At 72.1% G+C, this 22,945-nt stretch carries 19 protein-coding genes; 12 read left to right on the top strand and 7 right to left on the bottom strand.

Features of this window, described 5'->3' with window-relative positions; all coding sequences use genetic code 11:
* Positions 1-333 precede the first annotated feature (333 nt).
* Both groES and groL read left to right on the top strand, forming a co-directional pair.
* Positions 334-621 (top strand): co-chaperone GroES, encoded by a 288-nt coding sequence (gene groES, locus E4F25_RS05920; protein ID WP_140909263.1) that lies wholly within the window; start codon positions 334-336, stop codon positions 619-621.
* A gap of 39 nt (positions 622-660) precedes the next feature.
* The gene (groL, locus tag E4F25_RS05915; protein WP_140909262.1) at positions 661-2,301 is read left to right on the top strand and encodes a chaperonin GroEL; all 1,641 of its coding nucleotides are present in this window, start codon (positions 661-663) and stop codon (positions 2,299-2,301) included.
* A 71-nt stretch (positions 2,302-2,372) separates the two neighbouring features.
* On the opposite strand, the gene E4F25_RS05910 is transcribed toward groL, so the two are convergent.
* The 4 genes from E4F25_RS05910 to E4F25_RS05895 all read right to left on the bottom strand — a co-directional run bounded on the left by E4F25_RS05910 (position 2,373) and on the right by E4F25_RS05895 (position 8,033).
* Positions 2,373-3,422 (bottom strand): hypothetical protein, encoded by a 1,050-nt coding sequence (locus E4F25_RS05910; RefSeq protein ID WP_140909261.1) that lies wholly within the window; start codon positions 3,420-3,422, stop codon positions 2,373-2,375.
* A 1-nt stretch (position 3,423) separates the two neighbouring features.
* A complete protein-coding gene (locus E4F25_RS05905) occupies positions 3,424-4,590 on the bottom strand; it encodes a hypothetical protein (RefSeq protein ID WP_140909260.1) in 1,167 nt (388 codons plus the stop codon).
* A gap of 121 nt (positions 4,591-4,711) precedes the next feature.
* Positions 4,712-7,471, bottom strand: coding sequence for a serine/threonine-protein kinase (locus E4F25_RS05900; protein ID WP_140909259.1), 2,760 nt, complete (start codon positions 7,469-7,471; stop codon positions 4,712-4,714).
* Positions 7,461-8,033, bottom strand: coding sequence for an ECF-type sigma factor (locus E4F25_RS05895; protein ID WP_140909258.1), 573 nt, complete (start codon positions 8,031-8,033; stop codon positions 7,461-7,463). The genes E4F25_RS05900 and E4F25_RS05895 overlap by 11 nt, the downstream gene beginning before the upstream one ends.
* Positions 8,034-8,097: 64 nt before the next feature.
* On the opposite strand from E4F25_RS05895, the gene E4F25_RS05890 reads away from it, so the two are divergent.
* Both E4F25_RS05890 and glnE read left to right on the top strand, forming a co-directional pair.
* Complete coding sequence (locus E4F25_RS05890) at positions 8,098-9,741, top strand: phytoene desaturase family protein (RefSeq protein ID WP_140909257.1); 1,644 nt, start codon at positions 8,098-8,100, stop codon at positions 9,739-9,741.
* Between the two features lie 75 nt (positions 9,742-9,816).
* The gene (gene glnE / locus E4F25_RS05885; protein WP_342776932.1) at positions 9,817-12,582 is read left to right on the top strand and encodes a bifunctional [glutamate--ammonia ligase]-adenylyl-L-tyrosine phosphorylase/[glutamate--ammonia-ligase] adenylyltransferase; all 2,766 of its coding nucleotides are present in this window, start codon (positions 9,817-9,819) and stop codon (positions 12,580-12,582) included.
* On the opposite strand, the gene E4F25_RS05880 is transcribed toward glnE, so the two are convergent.
* Positions 12,568-13,536: a mitochondrial fission ELM1 family protein gene (locus tag E4F25_RS05880; RefSeq protein WP_140909255.1), complete on the bottom strand. Its 969-nt coding sequence runs from the start codon at positions 13,534-13,536 to the stop codon at positions 12,568-12,570. The genes glnE and E4F25_RS05880 overlap by 15 nt on opposite strands.
* 102 nt (positions 13,537-13,638) lie before the next feature.
* Here E4F25_RS05880 and E4F25_RS05875 point away from each other — a divergent pair, with 102 nt between their 5' ends.
* From E4F25_RS05875 to E4F25_RS05845, 7 genes are read left to right on the top strand one after another with little or no spacing between them, the layout of a single operon-like run.
* Positions 13,639-14,259 (top strand): malonic semialdehyde reductase, encoded by a 621-nt coding sequence (locus E4F25_RS05875; protein WP_140909254.1) that lies wholly within the window; start codon positions 13,639-13,641, stop codon positions 14,257-14,259.
* Between the two features lie 41 nt (positions 14,260-14,300).
* Positions 14,301-14,876, top strand: coding sequence for a YceI family protein (locus E4F25_RS05870; protein ID WP_140909253.1), 576 nt, complete (start codon positions 14,301-14,303; stop codon positions 14,874-14,876).
* 5 nt (positions 14,877-14,881) lie between these two features.
* The gene (locus E4F25_RS05865; protein ID WP_140909252.1) at positions 14,882-15,592 is read left to right on the top strand and encodes a pirin family protein; all 711 of its coding nucleotides are present in this window, start codon (positions 14,882-14,884) and stop codon (positions 15,590-15,592) included.
* A gap of 36 nt (positions 15,593-15,628) precedes the next feature.
* A complete protein-coding gene (locus E4F25_RS05860) occupies positions 15,629-15,850 on the top strand; it encodes a zinc-finger domain-containing protein (protein ID WP_140909251.1) in 222 nt (73 codons plus the stop codon).
* A gap of 7 nt (positions 15,851-15,857) precedes the next feature.
* Complete coding sequence (locus tag E4F25_RS05855; protein WP_140909250.1) at positions 15,858-16,982, top strand: glycosyltransferase; 1,125 nt, start codon at positions 15,858-15,860, stop codon at positions 16,980-16,982.
* Positions 16,945-18,285 carry an O-antigen ligase family protein gene (locus E4F25_RS05850; RefSeq protein WP_140909249.1) on the top strand — a complete coding sequence of 447 codons (1,341 nt, stop codon included), beginning with the start codon at positions 16,945-16,947 and terminating at the stop codon, positions 18,283-18,285. Before E4F25_RS05855 ends, E4F25_RS05850 begins: the two co-directional genes overlap by 38 nt.
* On the top strand, positions 18,282-19,178 hold the full coding sequence (locus E4F25_RS05845; protein ID WP_181168217.1) for a lysophospholipid acyltransferase family protein: 897 nt from the start codon (positions 18,282-18,284) through the stop codon (positions 19,176-19,178). Before E4F25_RS05850 ends, E4F25_RS05845 begins: the two co-directional genes overlap by 4 nt.
* Here the strand turns inward: E4F25_RS05845 and lpxL are convergent.
* On the bottom strand, positions 19,169-20,092 hold the full coding sequence (gene lpxL, locus E4F25_RS05840; RefSeq protein ID WP_140909247.1) for an LpxL/LpxP family Kdo(2)-lipid IV(A) lauroyl/palmitoleoyl acyltransferase: 924 nt from the start codon (positions 20,090-20,092) through the stop codon (positions 19,169-19,171). The genes E4F25_RS05845 and lpxL overlap by 10 nt on opposite strands.
* A 38-nt stretch (positions 20,093-20,130) precedes the next feature.
* On the opposite strand from lpxL, the gene waaA reads away from it, so the two are divergent.
* Entirely contained in the window at positions 20,131-21,432 is a 1,302-nt protein-coding gene (waaA, locus tag E4F25_RS05835; RefSeq protein ID WP_140909246.1) for a lipid IV(A) 3-deoxy-D-manno-octulosonic acid transferase, read from the top strand.
* Between the two features lie 57 nt (positions 21,433-21,489).
* Here waaA and E4F25_RS05830 read toward each other — a convergent pair whose 3' ends face one another.
* Entirely contained in the window at positions 21,490-22,938 is a 1,449-nt protein-coding gene (locus tag E4F25_RS05830; RefSeq protein WP_140909245.1) for a TolC family outer membrane protein, read from the bottom strand.
* Positions 22,939-22,945 lie beyond the last annotated feature (7 nt).

The following is a 22,945-nucleotide window of genomic DNA, read 5'->3' as shown; positions in this document are numbered from 1 at the left end:
GCTTCCAAAACCCGTTTGACCTGTCCATGCTGCAGGCCACGACATGGATGTTGCACCCGACCCCGGTCGGGCGACAGGCAGTCGGGACCCGGCCGATTGGGCGGCCGGCCCCGATTCGGTCGGACCCCGGAGCGCGCATCCTCCCCTGGGATGCGCGCTCTTTTTTTTGCCCGCGGGGACTTGAATCCCGCGCACGTCGCCCCATTTCCCCTGCAGTCCCGCCTGGCGGGCGTTTTCTTGCCGCGATGCTGGCACTCGCCATGGGCGACTGCTAACATCGCGGCCCTCGTTGTCCAACAAATCCCGAACAATCAAGTACTTGCGAGGTCTGCAATGAATATCAAGCCGCTTTACGACCGCGTCGTCATCAAGCGCATGGAAGAGGAAAAGATGTCCGCGGGCGGCATCGTCATCCCCGACACCGCCGCCGAGAAGCCGATCAAGGGCGAAGTGGTCGCGGTCGGCGAGGGCAAGGCGCTGGACAACGGTTCGCTGCGCGCGCCCAAGGTCAAGGCCGGCGACAAGGTGCTGTTCGGCAAGTACTCCGGCACCGAGGTGAAGCTCGACGGCACCGAGTACCTGGTGGTGAAGGAAGACGACATCCTCGCCGTCCTCGGCTGATCCCCTCCCCGAACACAAGACTTTCAGAGGTAAATGCACATGGCTGCCAAGGAAATCCGCTTCGGCGAAGACGCGCGCTCCAAGATGGTGCGCGGCGTCAACGCGCTCGCCAATGCCGTCAAGGCCACCCTGGGCCCGAAGGGCCGCAACGTCGTGCTCGAGAAGAGCTACGGCTCGCCGACGATCACCAAGGACGGCGTGTCCGTCGCCAAGGAGATCGAGCTGCAGGACAAGTTCGAGAACATGGGCGCGCAGATGGTCAAGGAAGTCGCTTCCAAGACCTCCGACAACGCCGGTGACGGCACCACCACCGCGACCGTGCTGGCGCAGGCGCTGATCCGCGAGGGTGCGAAGGCCGTCGCCGCCGGCATGAACCCGATGGACCTCAAGCGCGGCATCGACAAGGCCGTGGTCGCGGCCGTCGCCGAGCTCAAGAACATCAGCAAGCCCACCGCCGACGACAAGGCCATCGCCCAGGTCGGCACCATCTCCGCCAACTCCGACGAGTCGATCGGCAACATCATCGCCGACGCGATGAAGAAGGTCGGCAAGGAAGGCGTGATCACGGTCGAGGAAGGCTCGGGCCTGGAGAACGAGCTGGACGTGGTCGAGGGCATGCAGTTCGACCGCGGCTACCTGTCGCCGTACTTCATCAACAACCAGCAGTCGATGTCGGCCGAGCTGGAAGATCCGTACATCCTGCTGCACGACAAGAAGATCTCGAACGTGCGCGACCTGCTGCCGGTGCTCGAGGGCGTGGCCAAGGCCGGCAAGCCGCTGCTGATCGTGGCCGAGGAAGTCGAGGGCGAGGCGCTGGCGACGCTGGTGGTCAACACCATCCGCGGCATCGTCAAGGTGTGCGCGGTCAAGGCCCCGGGCTTCGGCGACCGCCGCAAGGCGATGCTGGAGGACATGGCGATCCTCACCGGCGGCACCGTGATCTCCGAGGAAGTCGGCCTGTCGCTCGAGAAGGCGACGATCAAGGACCTGGGCCGCGCCAAGAAGGTGCAGGTCTCCAAGGAGAACACCACCATCATCGACGGCGCCGGCAACACCGGCGACATCGAGGCCCGCATCAAGCAGATCAAGGCGCAGATCGAGGAGACCTCCTCGGACTACGACCGCGAGAAGCTGCAGGAGCGCGTGGCCAAGCTCGCCGGCGGCGTGGCCGTGATCAAGGTCGGTGCCTCGACCGAGATCGAGATGAAGGAGAAGAAGGCCCGCGTCGAGGACGCGCTGCACGCCACCCGCGCCGCGGTGGAAGAGGGCGTGGTCCCGGGCGGCGGCGTCGCGCTGCTGCGCGCCAAGGCCGCGATCGAGTCGCTCAAGGGCGACAACGAGGACCAGACCCACGGCATCGCCATCGCCCTGCGCGCGATGGAGGCCCCGCTGCGCGAGATCGTCACCAACGCCGGCGAGGAGCCCTCGGTCATCGTCAACAAGGTCAAGGAAGGCAAGGGCAACTTCGGTTACAACGCCGCCAACGGCCAGTTCGGCGACATGGTCGAGTTCGGCATCCTGGACCCGACCAAGGTCACCCGCACCGCGCTGCAGAACGCGGCGTCGATCGCCGGGCTGATGATCACCACCGAGGCGATGGTCGCCGAGCTGCCGAAGAAGGAAGAGCCGGCGATGCCGGGCGGCGGCGGCATGGGCGGCATGGGCGGAATGGATTTCTGATCCAGCGCCGAAGCTGCAACCCGTTACAGCAAAAACCCCGCCGCCGGCGGGGTTTTTGTTTCTCGCCCCGGTCAGTCCACCGCCTCGAACTCCCACGTGACGGACACCGTGCCCAGGTTGTCCCGTCCGAGGACGTCCTCGACCAGGTCGCGCTCGAGGATCCAGTCACCCCGGTCGGACAGGTGCCGCGTCTCGTCGAGGTGGCTCCAGGACATCAACTTGAAGTCGCGGGTTCCCGAGAGCCGGGAGCCATCCCCGGCGATGCCGCTGCCATGGAGCCCCGGGAGCCACAGCATGTCGTCCGGCCGGGCGTCGCCGGAGCGGCGGCTGTAGACCTCCGACTTGCCCATGGCCTGGCCCTGCAGGTGGAACGTGTAGGAGCAATCGGCCTTGAGGGTGAGGGACAACATCGATCCGTCCTCGGACATGTCCTCCTCATGGCGTTGCAGCCTGCCGTTTCCGACGAAGCTGCTGCGGTAGGCCAGGCCGAGGTGGTCGAATTGCTCGAACACCTGCCGGGCATCGACCCGTCCGCGTGGCTCGGGGTGGAAGTACTGGACCAGGTAATCCGCTCCGCGGTGCTGCCTGCGGGTCCTCTCGGCCAGCTGCGCGCCGACGTCCACGGTGAAGGCGTAGCTCAGGTGGTCCTCGCCATCGGCCGAGGTGACGTCGCGCTGGTGGCTGAACGCGATCCGTCCGGTCCAGGCTTCGTGCCCGAGCAGCCCGTTGCACGCGGGAGCCGGCGGGCCGCTGGCGACGCCGGGCCGGTTGCCGGTCGGCGCGCCATCGCGGCCACAACGCCACAGCAGCAACAGGGCCAGGAGGAGCAGCGCAACCGCCGCGGAACGGCGCTTCGGCAACCAGGCGGCGATGCTGCGCCTGCGCTGCCCCTGTCCGCCGTCCGCCCCCTCGCCCGCTGCCCGTGCCTTTTCCCGGGCGGCGGCGATGTCGGCGGCGTCGCGCCGGCCGAGTTCCTGCCAGCCGCGGACCAGGCCGGCCCACAGCCGGCTGGCCAACAGCAGCAGGAAGGCGCCCGTCGCCTTTGCGACACGCCTTGCGCGCGGCCAACCTTGTTCAGGGCCGCCGGGGTTGGCCGCGGAACTCTGTTCCTGGTTGTCCATGTCAGCGCCTCAGCAGGCCGCGCAACATGCCCTTGGCCGCTTCCTTGGCGGTCGGCTTCGCCGCGTCCCGGGCGGCGCCGTCGGCACCGAGCACGAGCATCGCGGTGGACTTGTTGCGCACGCGGGCGTTCCAGCCATTCCCGGAGAGGGTGCGCTCGCTGCCGTGCGCCGCCATCTGCAGCATCGGGGTACCACCGGCCGCGAACACTTCGACCGGGATCTGGCACTCGCGCGCGCCGGCGCCCATCAGGGTCCGCTTGCGGATCCATTGCGCGACCTTCGAGGCCGGGAGGTAGTCGAGCATCTCGTGCCCGGCATAACCGTCCTCGGAACTGCTCCACATCACCACGGTGTCGCCGTCGGACACGGTGGCGTGGGCGAAGTACGCCTGCGCGCCTGCGACGCCTTCCCAGTGCAGTGTCACGCCGCCGTCGTCGTTGTCGCGGGTCCCGGGCTCGAGTTCCGGCATGAAGTCCTGGGCGGCGGCGAGCTCGAACCGCATCGCGTCGGGCACCCGGTCGCCGGTGACGTGGTGGCCACCCACCAGCGAGGCCCGCGACGAGACGTTATCGCGGCTGCCCTGGTTCGGCCACAGCACGTAGCCGCGTTCGGGATCGATGTGATCCGGGGTGAAGCGCGGCTTCATCGCGCGCCCCGTCTGCACCGGCTTGCCGTTGCGCACGGTCACCGAATACTCGATCGGCTGGCCCTTGCGGGCGTGCGTGCTGCAGCCCCAGTAGTAGCGGACGCGGTAGGTACCGCCGTCGGCGAAGGCAACGCTGGCGGCGGCATCGCCACCGACGTCGTTGGCCTGCCCCGCGCGTTCGGGAGGCAGCAGGTCCAGCTGCCGGCCCAGCCGCAGCCCCTTGGGAATGGCCTGTTGCGCGGGCACGCCCGGCCTGGCGGGGTTGTACAGCGCCACGTCGAGGTATCGGCCGGCCATCGCGGGATGGCGCGCCATGCCGTAGTGCGGCTTGGCGACGCTGCGGCTCGCCAGCCGGCCGACCAGCCCGCCGCCTGCCATGCCTGGCGTGGCGTGGGTGGCGACATCGATGGTCAGTTCGGCCTTCGCGGACTGCGCGCCGGCAGGGGCGGGCATGGCGGCGACCAGGGCGACGGCAAGGGAGCCCGCCAGCGCCGACGGGAGGAGAACAGGGGAATGCTTCATGGGTGCGTACCTGAGGGGCGGGTCGGACGGCGACCCGGCCGGGCCCGGACGGCTCCGGGCACCCCATCCACGCGATTCGGGACCTTCGACTGACAGGCGCTGCCGCGCCCGGGTCCCGCGCTCAGTCCAGGCTGGCGGCCAGGGCCAGCATCTGGCGGGTGCCGGGGTGGGTTTCGCCGTAGATGCCCAGGTTCGCCTCGACTGCTTCGCCCACCGCCTCGCGCGCCCGGTCCGGGACGTGGCGGACGAACAGTTCGGCGCGGGCGGCCATGACCCGCGGCCACTCGACGCCGTTGTCGACGCCGGCGCCGCGCGCTTCCGCGATCGCCTTGTCGTACAGCGCGACGGCTTCGCCCACGCGGCCGGTTTCCGCCAGCGCGACCGCGCGCACGCCATCGGTCGAGGCCAGCCGGCGGGGGTCCTTGAATTCGGCCCTTGCGTAGACGTCGGCAGCCTGCTCCGCCAACGCCAGGGCCTCTGCCGTGCGCCCTTGGCGCAAGCGCAGGCGGGCGACCTGGACGAGCCCGTGCGCGTAGTAGGGATGGCCTTCCCCGTGCAGCTCGCGGCGCAATCGCAGGCCTTCCCCGAGCAACGCCTCGGCTTCGTCGTAGCGGCCCGACTGGCGATACAGGTTGCCGAGGTTGGCGACCGAGATCGCATAGCGCGGGTCGTTCTCGCCGAACAGCCTGCGCGCGAGTTCCAGGGCACGGATCATGTGCGGTTCGGCCTCGGCGTCGCGTTCCGCGTTGTCCAGCGCAAGTGCCAGGTTGTTGTGGGCGGCGGCGAGCGAAGTGCTCACGCCGCCGGGAGTGCGCGCCTCCAGGATCGAGATGGCCTCGCCGATGGCATCGGCCGCCTCGTCGAACCGAGCCATGTGGGTGAGGATGATGCCGTGGTGGTCCAGCAGCACGGCGCGCTCGGGACTGCCCGGCGGGTGCACCTGGCCGGCCAGCTCCAGTGCCCGCGCCGACCGCTGCAGCGCCGTGTCGAGTTCGCCGCGGGCCAGGGCGAGGCTCGCGAGGTCGGAAAGCACCGGGAGCCGCGCGGTCGGCGGCAGGCGGTCGACGCTGCGCAGGCCGATCGCCTCGCCCAGCAGTCTTTCGGCGCCTTGTTCGTCGCCTTCGACGAGCACCGCCGAACTGAGCGCACGCAGGTAGTGGAACAATTGCTCGGGTGGCAGCGACGTGCTCGCCCGGGCCCTTGCGAGTGCCGCTTCGGCGTGGGCGGTGGCTTCGGCCGTCCTGCCCAGGCGCGACAAGGCCTGCACCCGGCGCAGGACAAGCTGCCCGTGCAATTCCCCCGGCACGCGGCCGGCGTCCTCCAGCAGGCGTTCGCTGGCGTCGTACTCGACCAGCGCCTCGGCATCCCGGTTCGCGCGAGCCTCCAGCAGGCCCCTGGCGAACCTGGCCTCGAGCACCACCGGCGCGGCGCCGGCTTCGGCCGCCAGGCGCAAGCCTTCGTCGAGCAGCGGCGCGGCCGCGTCCAACTCGTCGATCCTGCGGTACAGGTCGCCGAGCAACACGAGCATTTCCGCGCGCAAAGCAGGCGCATCGACGAACGCACCGCGGATGCGGTGTGCGCCCTGGTCGAGCAGTTCGCGCGCGGTCAGGGGGCCGCCGATCGCGGCGTCCGGGTCGTTGGCCTCGAACAGGTCCACCATGAAGTCGCGGGCAGCGGCCGCCCGCCGTTCCTGGGTCAGCGCCTGCTCCGCTGCCCGCCGCGCGGCATCGGCCTGCCACAGCGTGGTGCCGATGCCCGCGGCCAGGGTGGCGGCGAGCAACACGCCCGCGGCGACGCCGACCTTGTTGCGGGCGGCGAACTTCCGCAGCCGGTAGCCGAGCTTCGGCCGCTGCGCCAGCACCGGCTCCCCGGCGAGCCAGCGGCGCAGGTCGTCGGCCAGTGCCTCGGCAGTTGCGTAGCGTTGCTCGGGATCCTCGGCCAACGCCTTGAGCAGCACCCGGTCGAGGTCGTTCTTCAGCGGGACGTAGTGGCGGTGGTACGGGTCACCGGAGCTGCGCACGAGCAGGGACGGCCGCGTGGTGTCGGTACCTTCGGTCGCGGCCAGCGGGGTGCGCCCGGTCAGCAGGCGGTGCAGCAGGGCGCCCAGTCCGTAGATGTCCACGGCCGTGCTCGGTTCGGCGCCGGCGAGTTGTTCCGGCGCGGCGTATCCGGGCGTCAGCGCGCGCCACATGGTCCGGGTGCGGTCGTCGTTGGCGTCGGTGAACCGGCCGATGCCGAAGTCGAGCAGGTGCACGTGCCCGCCGGCGTCGACCAGCACGTTGGAGGGCTTGAGGTCGCGGTGGACCACCAGGTTGCGGTGCGCGAACGCGACCGCATTGCAGACCTGCAGCGCCAGCCGGACGATGGCGGCCGCGTCCGGCTCGCGCGCTTCGCACCAGCGGTCGATGCGCTCGCCCTCGACCAGCGGCATCGCGAGCCAGCAGGTGCCGTCGTCGGCGACCCCGGAATCGAGCAGGGTCGTGATGTTCGGATGGTTGAGGCGGGCCAGGATCACCGCCTCGCGGCGGAAGCGGTCGCGGCCGGCGGCTCCCAGCGCGCCCAGGGTGAGGACCTTCACCGCCGCTTGCTGGCGGGCCATGCCCGCTTCGCGCCAGGCACGGAGGACCACGGCCATGCCGCCACGGCCGAGTTCGGCTTCCAGCGTCCAGTCGCCCAGGCGCTGGCCGGCCAGACCGTTGCCGGGATCCATCGGACGCCGCGGCTTCCGGTGTGCGGCGACCAGTTGCTGCAGTCGCTGGCGCACCGGCACCGGAAGGTCTTGCGCCGCCAGCCAGGCGTCGCGTTCCGCTTCGGGCTGGTCCAGCCATTGGTCGAAGGCCGCATCGGCGGCCTTCCAGTGCGCCAACTGCTCAGGTCCCATCGCCGTCCTCGTCCAGCAGCGCCTGCAGGAATGCGCGCGCGCGCTCCCATTCGCGGTAGACCGTGCGTTCCGAGCACCCGAGCACCGACGCGATCTCCGAGAACTGCAGCCCGGCGAAGTAGCGCATCTCGACGATCTGCCGCCGCTGCGGGCTGATCGCCTCCAACGCGGCCAGTCCCTCGTCCAGCGCCAGCGCAGTGGTCATGGCGACCCCGGCGTCGTCCGGGATGCGGTCGTCGAGCGCGACCATCAGCTGGTCGCCGCCGCGCTTGCCGGTCGCACGGCGACGCGCATGCTCGACCAGGATCCAGCGCATCGCCTTGGCCGACGCGGCGAAGAAATGGTTACGGTCGCTGACCGACAGCGGCGCGCCGCGGTTGATGCGCAGGAACAGTTCGTGCACGAGCACCGTCGGCGTGATCGTGGCATCGCCGCCGAGCATCCGCGAGTTGGCCAGTCGCCGCAGTTCCGGATACAGGGCCTCGAAGACAGCGCCGATCCGTTCCGGCTCCCCGTCGCGCGCCAGCGCCAGCAGGTGGGTGATGTCGTCCTTCTCGGGCATCCCCGGCGACGCTAGCAGCGACGCAGGGGGGCGGCAAGCCGGAAAGCGACCGTACAATCACGCGATGCGAGACGCGGTCGACATCCTGGTCATCGGCGGCGGCCACAACGGCCTGGTCTGCGCCGCCTACCTGGCCGCGGCCGGGCTGAAGGTGCGGGTGCTGGAGCGGCGCGGGATCGTCGGCGGGGCCGCGGTCACCGAGGAATTCCATCCGGGGTTCCGCAACTCGCTGGCCAGCTACACCGTCAGCCTGCTCAACCCGCGCGTGATCCGCGACCTGCGCCTGGTCGAGCACGGCCTGCGCATCGTCGAGCGGCCGTACGCCAACTTCCTGCCGCTGCCCGACGGGCGCGCGTTCCGCTTCGGCGGCGAGCACACCCAAGCCGAGGTCGCGAAGTGGTCGCTTCGGGACGCCGAGCGCCTGCCGGCCTACTTCGCGATGCTCGAGCGGGTGGTCGCGGTGCTGCGCGAACTGATGCTGCGCACGCCGCCCAACGTCTCCGACCGCTTCGTGCTCGCGGACTGGATCGCGTCGCTGGCGGTGGGCCGCGAGCTGCGCAAGCTGGACATGGCCGCGCGCCGCGACCTGCTCGACCTGTTCACCAAGTCGGCCGGCGACCTGCTCGACGCCTGGTTCGAATCGGAGCCGCTGAAGGCCGTGCTCGGCTGGGACTCGGTGGTCGGCAACTTCGCCAGTCCGTACACGCCGGGCAGCGCCTACGTGCTGCTGCACCACGTCTTCGGCGAGGTCAACGGCAAGCAGGGTGCGTGGGGCCACGCCATCGGCGGCATGGGCGCGATTACCCAGGCGATGGCGCGCGAGTGCGAGGCGCGCGGCGTGGCGATCGAGACCGGCGCGGGGGTCGCCGAGGTGCTGGTCGAGGGCGGGCGCGCGACCGGCGTGCGCCTCGAGGACGGCCGCGAGTTGCGCGCCGGGACCATCGTCTCGAACCTCAATCCGAAACTCCTCTACCAGCGGCTGCTGCCGCGCGACGCGCTCGATACCGACACTGCCGAACGCATCGACCGCTACCGCTGCGCCTCCGGCACCTTCCGCATGAACGTGGCACTGTCGGAGCTGCCCGACTTCAGCGCGGCGCCGGGCACGCAGCTGCAGCCGCACCACCAGAGCGGGATCCTGGTCGGTCATTCGCTGCAGTACTTCGAGCAGGCCTACTTCGACGCGAAGTCGCGCGCGCACAACCCCGGCTGGGCACGCCGGCCGATCGTGGAGCTGGTGATCTCGTCCACGCTCGACGACACCCTCGTGGACGGCCGCCTGGCACCGTCGGGTGCGCACGTGGCGAGCCTGTTCTGCCAGCAGGTCAACCCCCACATGCCCGATGACAGCGGCGAGGGCGGCTGGGACATGCATCGCGACACGGTGGCCAGGCTCATGATCGACACCGTGGATGCGGTGGCGCCGAACTTCCGCCGCAGCGTGCTCGGCTACCGCGCGCTGTCGCCGCTGGACCTGGAACGCGAGCTCGGGCTGGTCGGGGGCGACATCTTCCACGGTGCGCTCGGCCTCGACCAGCTGTTCAGCGCGCGCCCGCTGCTGGGCCAGGGCAACTACCGCGGCGCGCTGCCGGGCCTGTACCTGTGCGGCTCGGGCACGCATCCCGGCGGCGGCGTCACCGGCCTGCCCGGCCGCAACGCCGCGCGCGAGGTGCTGCGCGACCTGGGCAAGGGGCCGCGCCCGGCATGAATGCGCGCCTGCATCCATCGCATAGTGAACCGTTCAGTTCTTTTTTTGCAGTGCAGCGTGCATCTTGCGTAACGAATCCTTCACGATGGTCCCGCATCCCGACGTGGGGGAGGGAGCAGGCCCGCTACCGGACTCGTCCGGTGCGGGCTTTTTAATTGCATGGACGGGATGCTCGAACGGGTCGCCGCCGCCAGCGATTTCGCCGCCGCCACCCTGTGCCGCCAGCCCGGCCTAGCCCAGCGCTTGCAGGCCGACAGCGCGCTCCCGATCGAGCCGCCCGTGCTGGACCCGGGAAACCGCCACGACTGGCCCGCACTGCTGCGCCGCTACCGCGCGGCCGAGTCCACCCGCCTTGCCTGGCGCGACATCCTCGGCCTGGACGATGTCGACGCGACCCTGACCGGCAGCACCGCGCTGGCCGAAACCTGCCTGCGCCTGGGCCTGGCCGCGCTCGAGGGCGAGTTCGCCGAACGCCACGGCGCCATCCGCGGGCCCGACGGCAACCCCCGGCGGCTGGTGGTGTTCGCGCTCGGCAAGCTCGGCGGCGGCGAGCTCAACTTCTCCTCGGACGTGGACCTGGTCTACGGCTACGAGGAGGCGGGCGAGAGCGACGGCCCGCGCCCGCTGGCTGCGGAGCAGTACTACGCGCGGCTCGGCCAGCAGTTGGCGAAGCTCCTGGACGAGACCACCGCCGAGGGCTTCTGCCACCGCGTGGACCTGCGCCTGCGCCCGTTCGGCAACGCCGGCCGGGTGGCCTGGTCGTTCGCGGCGATGGAAAACTACTTCCAGCACGAGGGCCGAGACTGGGAGCGCTACGCCTGGCAGAAGGCGCGGCCGGTGGCCGGCGACATCGGCGCGGGCGAACGCTTCCTGCGCAGCCTGCGTCCCTTCATCTACCGGCGTTACCTGGATTACGGCGCGCTCGACGGCCTGCGCGCGATGAAGGCGGCGATCGCGGCCGAGGTCGCGCGCAAGGAGTTGTCCGACGACATCAAGCGCGGTCCGGGGGGCATCCGCGAGATCGAGTTCCTGGTGCAGGCATTGCAGCTGATCCGCGGCGGGCGCGAACCGGCGCTGCGCGAACGGCGCCTGCTGCCCGCGCTGGAGGCGCTGGTCGCCGCCGGCCACGTGCGCGCGGATGCCGGCGCCTCGCTGGCCGCGGCCTACCGCTTCCTGCGCAGGCTCGAGAACCGGCTGCAGATGCTGCGCGACCAGCAGGTGCATGCGCTGCCCGAGTCCGCCGAGGATCGCGCGCGCATCGCACTCGGCCTGGGCTACCCGGACTTCGACGCACTGCAGGCGGACCTGTCGGCCCACCGCGACACGGTTTCGGCGGAGTTCGCCGCGCTGCTGGCGCCGCGCGGCCGCAGCGAGGTTCCGGGTGACCTCGCCGGCTACTGGCGGGCGCTGCCCGACGCCGGCGATCCCGGGACCCTGGCCGACGCAGGCTTCGAAGCGCCGGAGGCGGCCGACGCGGCGCTGCGCGACTTCGCCCGCGCGCCGGCCTTGCGTGCGCTCTCGGACGCCGCGCGGGCGCGGCTGGATCGCGTGCTGCCGGCGCTGCTCGGGGCCGCCGGGGATTCGGCGCAGCCGGACGCCACGCTCAAGCGCGTGCTGCCGCTGCTGCAGAACATCCTGCGCCGCGCCAGCTACCTGGCCTTGCTGGACGAACAGCCGGCGGCGCTGCAGCGGCTGGTGGACGTGTTCTCGCGCAGCGCGTTCCTGGCCGAGCGGCTGGCCGCGCACCCGCTGCTGCTGGACGAACTGCTCGACGTGCGCGTGGGCGGCCCGCTGCCCGGGCGCGAGGCGTTGCGCGAGGCGTGCGCGGCCACGCTCGTGCACGAGGACGCCGAAGCCGCGCTGCTCGCGCTCAACGAAGTGCGCCAGGCGCTCAGTTTCCGCATCGCGCTCGCGACCCTGGACCAGCGCCAGCCGCCGCAGGACAGCGTGCGCCAGCTCGCCTGGCTGGCCGACGCGGTGGTGGCGGTGGTGCTCGAGCTCGCGCGCCGGGAGATGCACGCCGCGCACGGCGAACTGCCGGGGGCGCGCTTCGCGGTGGTGGGCTACGGCAGCCTGGGCGGCGAGGAGCTGGGCTTCGGCTCGGACCTGGACGTGGTGTTCCTGTACGAGGCCGGCGCGGACGCGCAGTCCAGCGGCCCGCGCACGCTCGATGCGGCGCGCTGGTCGGCGCGGCTGGCGCAGAAGGTGGTGGCGCTGCTCGGCACCGTCACCGCCGCTGGCCGGCTGTTCGACGTGGACGTGCGCCTGCGCCCGGATGGCGCGAAGGGACTGCTGGTCTCGCCGGTGGCCGGGTTCGAGGACTACCAACGCCAGCGGGCCTGGACCTGGGAACACCAGGCACTGGTGCGCGCGCGCGGCATCGCCGGCGACGCGGCATTGCTGGAGCGCTTCGAGGCGATCCGCGCGGCGGTGCTGGCGCAACCCCGCGATCCCGACAAGCTGCGCGCGGACGTGGCCTCGATGCGCGCGCGCATGCGCGCCGAGCTGGACCGTTCGGACGCCGCCCGCTTCGACGTCAAGCAGGGCGAGGGCGGCCTGGTCGACCTCGAGTTCCTGCTGCAATACCTGGTGCTGCGCGACGCCGGGCGCTTCCCCGCACTGCTGAAGCCGCGCGACACGCAGGGCCTGCTGGATGCCGCGTGCACGCTCGGGGCCTTCGACGCCGCCTCCTGCGCGGCGCTGCGCGCAGCGCACGCGGTGCTGCTCGAGGCCGGCCTGAGGTGCACGCTCGACCGCCGCCCGCGCCTGGTGCCGGCAGGCGACGCCATCGCCGGTGCCCGCGCCGCGATCGGCGCGGCGCGCGCGTCACTCGGGCTGTAGCAGCGGCCGCAACTGCGACGCGACGCGCTCGGTCTCGCGCAATGCTTCGGCCTGGAACGGCGCGAGCCCGCCTTCGGCCGGCCGCACCCGGCCCAGCGTCGCGAGCTCGTCCATGAAGCCGCGGATCCGGCCCTGCACGCGGTCCATCCCGGCCACGAACACCGGCACGTAGGTCGCGCAGGCCTCGGAGACCATGTTCACCGAATCGGGCGAGCACACGATCCGGTCCGCCCAGGCCAGCATCCCGGCGTAGGGGTTGGCGCCGTCGGTGTCGTCCAGCCACAGCAGCGCCTCGCGCCCGGAGTAGCGCGCGCGGATGGACTGGTGCAAGGCGCGCGGCGTGCGCCGCGACGCGGTCAGCAGCACGCTGCCGCCGTCCTCGGTGACCGCCGCGTCCACCGCATCCAGCCAGGCGTCGACCGTGGCCGCGTCGTAGCGGACATGGCCGGCGGGGCCGCCGAGCAGGACCGCGATGCGCGGACGCGGCAGCCGGCCCAGCGCCGGGAAGGTCTCGCGCGCCAGCCGCAGCCAGGTGTCGTCCACTGGGTTGAGGCTGCCCAGCAGGGTCAGCACGTTGTCGCCGCGCAGGCCGTCGTGGCGCGGCGCGACCACCACGTCCCAGAGCGCGGGCGGCAGGCGTGGGTCGAGGATCTGCACCGCGCGCGCGCCGGCATCGCGCGCGAGCCGGGTCGCCAGCGCGCCCTGGCGGCCGCATCCGATCGCCAGCGCCGGCGGCTGCCGCCCGAGCGCCTCGGCGAACGCGCCGCCGAAGGCCTGGCGGCTGCCCGGGAGCCGCCGCGGCGCGGCCCAGGACCAGGGGGCCCGCGCGCGCAGCAGCCACTCGCGCGACTGCAGGCCGAGCGCACGCGCCAGCGCGCCGGCCTGGCGGACGTTGCCGGCGCGGCCGTCGCTGAGCGTCCAGCAACCGCCGGCGGCGCGCGTGGAGCGTTCCATGGCTGCGACCCTGCGTTGCATCCCGTCGGCGGAGTGCCGTCGCGCGACACTCTACACTGGACATCCAGCCGGGAAAGGCCCGGCGCAGCAACAGGGAGAACGATGGCAGATCCACAGGCAGCGGCAGGCACCGGCAGGGAGCCGCTCGACGCAGTCGCGCTGGACCGGCTGTTCCGGCAGGCGAGGACCTACAACGCCTTCGGCGGCGAGGTGGGCGACGACACCATCCACCGGCTCTACGAGCTGGTGAAGCTGGGACCGACCCAAGCCAACTCCTGCCCGGCGCGCTTCGTGTTCGTGAAGACGCCCGAGGGCAAGGCGAAACTGGGCCCGACCCTCGACGCCGGCAACCACGACAAGACCATGGCCGCCCCGTGCACCGTGATCGTGGCCTACGACATGGCCTTCTACGAGAAGCTGCCGGTGCTGTTCCCGCACACCGACGCGCGCTCGTGGTTCGCCGACAACCCGGAGCCGGAGCTGTACCGCGCCGCCTTGCGCAACAGCAGCCTGCAGGGCGCCTACCTGATGCTCGCGGCGCGCGCGCTGGGGCTGGACTGCGGCCCGATGTCGGGCTTCGACCGCGACAAGCTGGACGCCGCGTTCTTCGCCGGCACCTCCATCCGTTCCAACTTCCTGGTCAACCTCGGCCAGGGCGATCCGGCGAGCATCTTCCCGCGTTCGCCGCGGCTGCCGTTCGACGAAGCCTGCCGGATCGCGTGACCACTGACCGCACGACCCTCTTTCCAAGGAGCGACACCACCATGTTCAAGAAGCTCGTCCTCGCCGCCGCACTGGCCGGCATCGCCTTCGGCGCCAGCGCCGACCCGGTCGAATACACCATCGACCCGACCCACACCATGGTCCTGGCCAGCTGGAACCATTTCGGCTACTCCAACCCGACCGCCAACTTCGGCGAGGCCAAGGGCACCATCACCTACGACGCCGACGCACCGGAGAACTCCAAGGTCGAGGTGGTCCTGCCGCTGTCCGGCCTCACCAGCTTCGTCGCCGACCTCGACAAGCACCTGCTCAGCGCAGATTTCTTCGACGCGGAGAATTTCCCGGAAGCACGTTTCAGCAGCACCTCGGTGCGCGACCTGGGCGAGGGCCGGCTGCAAGTCACCGGCGACCTGACCCTGCACGGCGTCACCCGCCCGGTGGTGCTCGACGTGACCCTCAACAAGGCCGCGCCGCACCCGATGGGCAACGTGCCGACCGTCGGCTTCGACGCGACCACCACCATCAAGCGTTCCGAGTTCGGGATCGGCATGTACGTCCCGGCGGTGAGCGACGAGGTCGAGCTGCGCATCACTACCGAAGCCAGCGCCAAGGGCTGAGCGCGATGATCGTCGAACGCCCGTCCACCGAGCGCGGCAGCGTGCGCACCGGCTGGCTCGACAGCCGGCACACGTTCTCGTTCGGGCATTACCACGATCCTGCGTGGATGGGCTTCGGGGCGCTGCGCGTGATCAACGAGGACCGGGTGGCGCCGGGCGGCGGTTTCGCGCCGCACCGGCACGCCAACATGGAGATCCTCAGCTACGTGCTGTCCGGGACGCTCGCGCACCGCGACAGCAGCGGTGGCGGCGGCGTGCTGCGTCCGGGCGAGCTGCAATGGATGAGCGCCGGCCACGGCATCGAACACAGCGAGTACAACGCCTGCGATGCCAGGCCGGTGCACTTCCTGCAGATCTGGATCCAGCCCGACCGCGTGAACGCGCCGCCGGGCTACGACCAGCGCGCCTTCGACCCGGCCGCGCGCGAGGGGCGCTGGGCGCTGCTGGCCTCGCCCGACGGCGCCGACGGCAGCATCGCCATCCGCCAGCAGGCCAGGCTGCTCGGCACGCGCCTGCCCGAAGGCGCGGAAGTCGCGTTCACGGCCGACCCCGGGCGCCGCTACTGGCTGCACGTGGCCCAGGGCGAGGCCGGGGTCGAGGGCCGCGCGCTGGGGCCCGGCGACGCGCTCGGCTTCACCGCGGAATCCGGCGAATTCCGCCTCGCGGGCCGTGGCCCGGCGGCCGCCGACGTCCTCCTGTTCGACCTGCCGGGGTAAACTGGCGGCCCCACGAACGCAGGCCCACGCAGCGCCATGGCAGAGACCGCCCAGCACGACGTCCCCGCAACCGCAAACGCCGGCCCCGCCAATGCGAGCAAGCGTTACGAGGTGCGCCGCGCCGACCTGCCGCTGAGCTGCCCGACCCCGGCGATGGCGCTGTGGAATTCGCATCCGCGCGTCTACCTGCCGATCGAGAAGAACGGCGGCGAGGCGCAGTGCCCGTATTGCAGCGCGCAGTTCGTGCTGGTGGACTGACGCCGGGGTGCCGCTGACCGTCGTCCAGCTGCTGCCTGCGCTGGAATCCGGCGGCGTCGAACGCTCCACGCTCGAAATCGCCGAGGCCCTGGTCCGCGGGCGACACCGCGCGATCGTGGTCTCCGCCGGCGGCCGCCTGGTGCCCGCGCTCGAAGCGCTCGGCGCCGAGCACGTGCGGCTCGACATCGGCCGCAAGTCGCCATTCGTGTTCCGCCATGCGCGCGCGCTGCGGCGCCTGTTCCGCGAGCGGGCGGTGGACATCGTGCACGCGCGCTCGCGCATGCCGGCCTGGGTGGGCCGCCTGGCGCTGCGTGGCCTGCCGGCCGGCACGCGCCCGCGTTTCGTCACCACCGTCCATGGCCTTAACTCGCCGTCGCGCTACAGCGCGGTGATGGCGTCGGGCGAGCGCGTGGTCTGCGTCTCCGACACCGTCCGCGAGTACCTGCTGCGCCACTATCCCTGGCTGGACGCGTCGCGCCTGCGGGTGATCCCGCGCGGCATCGATCCGAAGGTCTTTTCGCCTGCACCGCTGCCGGACGCCGCGGCGCGGGCCTGGGCCGCGGCCCGGTTCCCGGCGCTCGGCGGCGAGGGACCGCTGCTGTTGCTGCCCGGCCGCGGGACCCGCCTGAAGGGGCACGCGGACGCCCTGCACCTGCTCGCCGCGCTGCGCGGCGACGGCAGCGACGCGCGCCTGTGGATGCCCGGCGCCCGCCACCCCGCGCGCGCCGGCTACGTCGCCGAACTCGAGGCGCTCGCGCAGTCGCTGGGCGTCGCCGGCGCGGTCGCGATCACCGCACCCACCGCCGCGATCGCGCGCGCCTACGCGGCAGCCAACGTCGTGCTGCAGCTCTCGCGCAAGCCCGAGGCCTTCGGCCGCACCGTGCTCGAAGCGCTCTCGGTCGCGCGACCGGTCGTCGGCTGGGACCACGGCGGCGTCGGCGAGTTGCTGCGCGCCTGGCAGCCGGAGGGCGCGGTGCGCGCGTTCGACGCGGCGGCGCTGGAGGCGACCACGCGCGCGATGCTCGCCAATCCGCCCGCTCCGGTTACGATGCCCGACAGTCTGCAGCAGATGCAGGACGCAACCCTGTCGCTCTATGACGAACTCGCCGACGACCGCTCCCATGGCGCCTGACCCGGCCGCCACCCCCGCAGGCTGGCGCTGGGCACCGGTGTGGGTGATGGTGTTCGTCGCGCTGTGGCCGGCGCCCGGCTATGCCGAGGGCGTGATGGTGCTCGGCGCGCTGGCAGCCATCGCCAAGCTGCTGCTGGCGCGCTTCCGCCACGGGACCCGGTTGCTCAGCGGCCCGGCGTGGGCCCTGACGAGCGTGCTGTTCGTGTCGTACTGGCTGCCGGAACTGGTGTCGGCGTTCGACGCGGTGGACCCGGGGCGTGCATTCCGCGAAGCCGCGGTGGACCTGCGCTACCTGCCGTTCCTGTGGCTGGTGGCGGCCGCGGTGGCCGACGCGCGTGGGCGCCGCATCACCTTCGTCGGGCTGGGCGTGATCGTCGGCGTCTGGAGCGCCGACGTGCTGCTGCAGGGCCTCACCGGCACCAGTCCGCTGTTCTGGGGGCTCGACAGCCTGAAGCAGTTGATCAGCGGCGGCGCGATGTGCCCGCCCGAGGCGGCGCTGCGCGCCGGGCGCCTGTCCGGCGTGCTCGGGCCGTGCAACCTCAAGCTCGGGCCGGTGCTGGCCAGCCTTTCGCCGTTCGTGCTGCACCTCGGGCGCGTGCGCTTCGGCCGCACCGGCTGGCTGGTCGCCGCGGCGCTGGTCGGCGTGGCGCTGGTGCTGGCCGGATCGCGCGCCTCGTGGCTCACCTTCAGCCTGGTGCTGCTGTTCTCCGGCTGGCAGCTGCTGGGCTGGAAGCGGCTGCTCGGCGTGTTCGCGTTCGGCGCCGTGGCGCTGGCGGTGCTCACGTTCACGGTGCCGCAGGTGCGCGACCGGGTGGAGCGCACCGCGCAGGTGCTCGAGATCGGGGACGAGGGCGTCGAGGCCGCGCTGTCCGGGCGTACGCGGATCTGGGGCGCGGCCCTGTGCATGGCGAGCGAGCACCCGTTCAACGGCATCGGCGCGCGCGGCTTCCGCGAGGCGTTCGCGCACTGCGATCCGAACCACGGCGAGATCGCGGCGTGGGGCGAGGGTCCGGCGCTGCACGCGCACCAGATCGTGCTCGAGGTGCTGGCGGAAACCGGGATCTTCGGCCTGATGTGCTGGCTCGCCGGGGTCGCGCTGGCCTGGCGCGCGTGGAACTTCGCCGAGGCCGAGGCGCGCCGGCGCGCGCGCCCGGCGATGCTGGCGCTCGCGGTCACGGTGTTCCCGCTCAACACCCACCTCGCGTTCTATTCCACCTTCTGGGGCGGGCTGACGCTGATGCTGGCGGCGCTGTACGCCGGCAGCCTGCTGGCGCGGGACAGGGCGGCGCCGGCGAGCGCGTGAACCCGGTCCCGGCCCGCTGTCGCTTCACGCGGCCCGCGGACTGGATCGCCGCGCGCATCGCGCGCCTGCCGCAGGCCTGGCTGCTGCGCCTGGGCGCCTTGCTCGCAGGGCTGGGTGCTCCGCTGCTGCGACGCCGGCGCCGGATTGCGGCGCGCAACCTCGAACTCTGCTTCCCGGAACTCGACCGCGCGGCGCGCGAGCGCCTGCTGCGCGAGACCCTCCGCGATACCGTGACCGGTGCGCTGGAAACGCTGCGCGCCTGGTTCGCGCCCGCGGACGCCTTGCGCGGCCTGTACGCCGTCGAAGGACTGGAACACCTGGCGCGGGCGCGCGCCGCGGGCCGCGGCGTGCTGCTCGTCACCGGGCACCTCACGCACTTCGAGCTGGCCGGCCGGGTGCTGGGGGACGCGTCCGGGCAGCCGGTCTCGCTGCTTGCGCGGCGCCACAACGATCCGTGCCTGGACCGCTGGATCGACGCCGCGCGCCGGCGCGCGTTCTCGTCCACCATCGCCAAGAAGGACAAGGCGGCACTGCTCGACGCGCTGCGTGGCGGCGCCGCGGTGATGTACCTGGGGGACCAGGACTTCAGCTACCACAATGCGTTCGTGCCGTTCTTCGGCGTGGCCGCGTCCACCCTCACCGCGCTGCCCGGCCTGCTCGCGGAAAGCGGCGCGGTGGCGTTGCCGGTCTGGATGCAGCGCCTGGCCGACGGCAGCTACCGCCTGCGCATCGAACCGCAATGGGCCGGCTGGCCCGGCGGCGACCCGACCGCCGATGCCGCGCGCTACATGGCCGAGCTCGAAGCAGTGGTGCGCGAAGCGCCGTCCCAGTACCTGTGGGTGCATCGTCGCTTCAAGACACGGCCACCGGGCGAACCGGACCCCTACGCGTAGGGATCGACGCCGTCCGGCTGGCGCTTGAAGCGCCGGTGGATCCACAGGTACTGCGCCGGCACGGCGCGCGCCATCGCCTCGATCGCCTGCATCACGCGCGCGGTGTCGGCAGTCGCGTCGGTGGTGGGGAAATGGTCGAACGCGGGCGACAGCCGCAGCGTGTAGCCGCCGTCGTCGCGACGCTCGTGCGCGAACGCCAGCACCGAGGCGCCGGCCAGGCGCGCGAGCTGGTGGGTGGAGGTGAGACTGGACGCGGGCACGCCGAAGAACGGCACGAACACGCTGTCGCCGCGGCGGGTCTCCTGGTCGGGCGCGAACCACAGCACGCCGCCGGCCTTGAGGTGGCGGATCGCCGGCCGCAGCTCCTCGCGTCCGAACATCGCCACCGCGTAGCGCAGGCGGCCGCGCTTCACCGCCCACTCGAGCGGGGGCTGTCCATGCGGGCGGTACATGCCGGCCAGCGGCACGTGGTCGCACATCAGCCGGCCGCAGGCCTCGAGCGTGGTGAAGTGGCCGGACACCAGGATCACGCCGCGACCGCCGGCGCGCGCTTCCTCGAGGTGCTCCAGGCCTTCGATCCGCAAGCCGCGGCGCAGCGGCGCGACCGAACCCCACCAAGCCCGCGCGAACTCGAACAGGCCGATGCCCAGCGCGCGGAAGTGCCGGCGCAGCAGCTCGCGCCGCGCTGCGTCGTCGAGCTCCGGGAAGCAAAGCGCCAGGTTGCGCGCGGCGACCTCGCGGCGGCCGCGCATGGCCAGTGCCAGCACCGCGCCGACAGCGCTGCCGAGCCGGCGCTGCAGCGCCCACGGCAGGCGTGCCAGCAACACGCAGGCGCCGACCAGCAGCCAGGTCGGCCAGTGGCGCGGCGCAAGCGGCGGGCTGCCGGCGCTGGTCGGGGAGGCGGGCTCGGGCATGCGGCGATTCTAGCGGCCGCGTTCGCTATGCTGTGCCGATGCCGGCCGATCCCTTCGAACGAGTGCTGCGCGGCCTGTATTCGGCCGCGCTGTACCTGTTGCTGCCGGTCACCCTGTACCACCTCGTGTGGCGCGGGTTCCGGCAGGCGGAGTACTTCGAGCGCTGGGCCGAGCGTTACGCCGCCTACGGCGACGCGGCCCCGCTGCACGGCACGGTCTGGATCCACGCGGTGTCGGTGGGCGAGGTCAACGCCGCGGCGCCGCTGGTCAACGCCCTGCGCGCGCGCCGGCCCGACCTGCGGCTGCTGGTGACCAGCATCACGCCGACCGGTTCGGCACGGATCCGCGCGCTCTGGGGCGAGGGCGTCGAGCACGTCTACCTGCCCTACGACCTGCCCGGCGCGGTCGCGCGCTTCCTGCACCACTTCCGGCCGCGGCTGGCGCTGGTGATGGAAACCGAGCTGTGGCCGAACCTGCTGTTCGCGTGCCGCGACGCGGGCATCCCCGCGTGGGTGGTCAACGGCCGTCTCTCGGCGCGTTCGTTGCGCGGCTACCGGGTGCTGCGGCCGCTGGTCGCGCGCGCGCTGCGCGGCCTGCGCGGTGTGCTGGCGCAGTCGCGCGCCGACGCCGCGCGCTTCGTGCTGCTCGGGGCCGACCCGGACACGACCCTGGTTACCGGAAATCTGAAGTACGACGTCGAACAGCCGCCCGAGGACGCGCCGCTGCAGCGCGAGTTCGTGCGCAGTACGGGCGTGCGCCCGGCGTGGATCGCCGCGAGCACGCACGAGGGCGAGGAAGCGGCGGTGATCGCGATCCATCGCGCCTTGCGCGGGCGCTGGCCGGACCTGCTGCTGCTCTGGGCGCCGCGCCACCCCGAACGTTTCCGCGCGGTGGCGCAACAGTGCGTGGAGGCGGGCTGGCGGGTGGCGACGCGCAAGCTCACCCGCCTGCCGGACCCGGAAGACGGCGTGTTCGTGATCGACACGCTTGGGGAACTGCCCTCGTTCTACCGCTGCGCGCAGGTCGCCTTCGTCGGCGGCAGCCTGCAGGATATCGGCGGCCACAACCTGCTCGAGCCCGCGTCGGCGGGCACGCCGGTGGTCACCGGGCCGCACCTGCACAACTTCAGCGACATCGCCGGGCGCATGCGCCATGCCGGCGCATTGCGCGTCGGCAACGACGTGGCGGAGGTGGAGCGGGAGCTCGCGACGCTGCTCGCAGGGCCGGAGGCGCGCGCCGCGATGGCCGCGGCGGCGCGTGCGCTGATCCAGGAAGGGCGCGGCGCGCTCAGCCGCACCCTCGACCTGCTGGCCCGGGACCTGCCGCCCGCGGCGGCCTGATCCTGCGCCGGATGACAGCGTGCCGATTTACAGCGTGCCGGATGACAGCGTGGCGGACTACTGCGCGGACGCGTCGAGCGCCGCGCGCGCGCTGGTGTCGACCGTCAGCAGCCGGTTCACTTCCTGCACGTCGGCCACGTCGAGGGTGCCCGCGGCCTGCTCGAGCAGCAGCCGGTTCTGCAGGTAGTTGTACTTGGCCAGGGCGTAGGCGCGCTGCGCATCGAACAGGTTCTGCTGGTTGAGCAGCACGTCGATCACGGTGCGGGTGCCGACCTCGAGGCCGACCTGCGAAGCGTCGTAGGCGGCCTGCGCCGAGACCAGCGCCAGCCGCCGCGCCTCGACCTCGCTGATGCCCGCCACGAGGGTCTGGTACGCGTTGCGGGTGTTGCGCTCGAGCGCGCGCTTCTGCTGCACCAGCTGGTCCTGGGCGATGTCGCGCTGGGCGATCGCCTGGCGCACCCGCGACTGGGTCAGGCCGCCGGAGAAGATCGGCACGTTGAGCGTCACCCCGAACGACGGGCCGCGGCTCTCGCTGCCGATCGGGAAGGTGGTCGAGAACGGGGGGTTGCTGCTGCTGAAGGTGTTGTCGCCCCAGGAGGCGTTCTTGCCGTAGCTGCCGCCGAAGGTCAGGGTCGGGAAGTGGCCGGCACGCGCCGTATCCACTGCGTAGTCGCTGGCCTGGGCCTCGAGCGCGGCGGCCTGCAGCGCGGGATTGTTGGCCAGCGCGGTCGCGACCCAATGGTCGGCGTCGCCCTCGGCCGGGAGCTGCGGCTGGAAGTCGTCCGGCAGCGCCTTGAGCGTGGCCACCGGCACGCCGGTGATCTCGGCCAGGGCCTGGTAGGCGTCGGCCAGCGCGTTGCGCACCAGGATGGTGTTGGCGCGGGCGCTGTCGTACTGGGCGCGGGCCTCGTGCACGTCGGTGATCGGCGCCAGCCCGACCTCGAGCCGCTTGCTGGCGAAGTCGAACTGCTTCTTCAGCGCGGTTTCCTGGGCCTCGGCGGCGGCCAGGGTCTCGATCGCGACCAGCACGTCGAAGTAGGCCTTGGAGGTGCGGGTGATCAGCGAGTCGCCGGCCGACTCCAGGGTGAAGTCGGCGGCGCGGCTGAGGGTACGCTCGCTGCGCAGGCGGCTGAAGGCGCCGAAGTCGAACAGCACCTGGTCCACGCCGACGCTGTAGCGGCGCGAGTAGTTGTTGGTTTCGGAGTTGCCGGTGATGGTCTCGAAGCTCGGCTCGCCGGTCACCGGGTCGACGGTGGTGATCTGCTGCCGGCCCGGACCGGTGCTTTCGCTCCGGTTGTAGCTCGCCGACGCGCCGATCTGCGGCAGCAGCGCCGCGCGCGCCTGCACCGCGCCTTCCTTGCTGATCAGGCGGTTGGATTCGGCGATCGACAGCTGCGGGTCGCCGGCGCGCGCGAGCTCGTAGGTCTGCAGCAGGTCTTCGGCGTTGGCGCCGGTGACCGGGAGCAGGGCGAGCGCGAGGGCGAGGGCCAGGGGGCGACGGATCATGGGCGTC

Source organism: Cognatiluteimonas lumbrici, from assembly GCF_006476065.1.
In the GTDB taxonomy this organism is placed as follows: domain Bacteria; phylum Pseudomonadota; class Gammaproteobacteria; order Xanthomonadales; family Xanthomonadaceae; genus Cognatiluteimonas; species Cognatiluteimonas lumbrici.
This window is presented reverse-complemented; position numbering and strand designations above follow the sequence as displayed.

Bases quoted from the DNA above. Each gene is read 5' to 3' on its own strand.
- E4F25_RS05905 (WP_140909260.1), bottom strand. From the start codon at position 4,590: ATGAAGCATTCCCCTGTTCTCCTCCCGTCGGCGCTGGCGGGCTCCCTT.
- groL (WP_140909262.1), top strand. From the start codon at position 661: ATGGCTGCCAAGGAAATCCGCTTCGGCGAAGACGCGCGCTCCAAGATG.
- E4F25_RS05895 (WP_140909258.1), bottom strand. From the start codon at position 8,033: ATGCCCGAGAAGGACGACATCACCCACCTGCTGGCGCTGGCGCGCGAC.
- lpxL (WP_140909247.1), bottom strand. From the start codon at position 20,092: ATGCCCGAGCCCGCCTCCCCGACCAGCGCCGGCAGCCCGCCGCTTGCG.
- E4F25_RS05865 (WP_140909252.1), top strand. From the start codon at position 14,882: ATGATCGTCGAACGCCCGTCCACCGAGCGCGGCAGCGTGCGCACCGGC.
- E4F25_RS05870 (WP_140909253.1), top strand. From the start codon at position 14,301: ATGTTCAAGAAGCTCGTCCTCGCCGCCGCACTGGCCGGCATCGCCTTC.
- E4F25_RS05900 (WP_140909259.1), bottom strand. From the start codon at position 7,471: ATGGGACCTGAGCAGTTGGCGCACTGGAAGGCCGCCGATGCGGCCTTC.
- E4F25_RS05860 (WP_140909251.1), top strand. From the start codon at position 15,629: ATGGCAGAGACCGCCCAGCACGACGTCCCCGCAACCGCAAACGCCGGC.
- E4F25_RS05850 (WP_140909249.1), top strand. From the start codon at position 16,945: ATGACGAACTCGCCGACGACCGCTCCCATGGCGCCTGACCCGGCCGCC.
- groES (WP_140909263.1), top strand. From the start codon at position 334: ATGAATATCAAGCCGCTTTACGACCGCGTCGTCATCAAGCGCATGGAA.
- E4F25_RS05890 (WP_140909257.1), top strand. From the start codon at position 8,098: ATGCGAGACGCGGTCGACATCCTGGTCATCGGCGGCGGCCACAACGGC.
- E4F25_RS05875 (WP_140909254.1), top strand. From the start codon at position 13,639: ATGGCAGATCCACAGGCAGCGGCAGGCACCGGCAGGGAGCCGCTCGAC.
- E4F25_RS05830 (WP_140909245.1), bottom strand. From the start codon at position 22,938: ATGATCCGTCGCCCCCTGGCCCTCGCCCTCGCGCTCGCCCTGCTCCCG.
- E4F25_RS05910 (WP_140909261.1), bottom strand. From the start codon at position 3,422: ATGGACAACCAGGAACAGAGTTCCGCGGCCAACCCCGGCGGCCCTGAA.
- E4F25_RS05880 (WP_140909255.1), bottom strand. From the start codon at position 13,536: ATGGAACGCTCCACGCGCGCCGCCGGCGGTTGCTGGACGCTCAGCGAC.
- waaA (WP_140909246.1), top strand. From the start codon at position 20,131: ATGCCGGCCGATCCCTTCGAACGAGTGCTGCGCGGCCTGTATTCGGCC.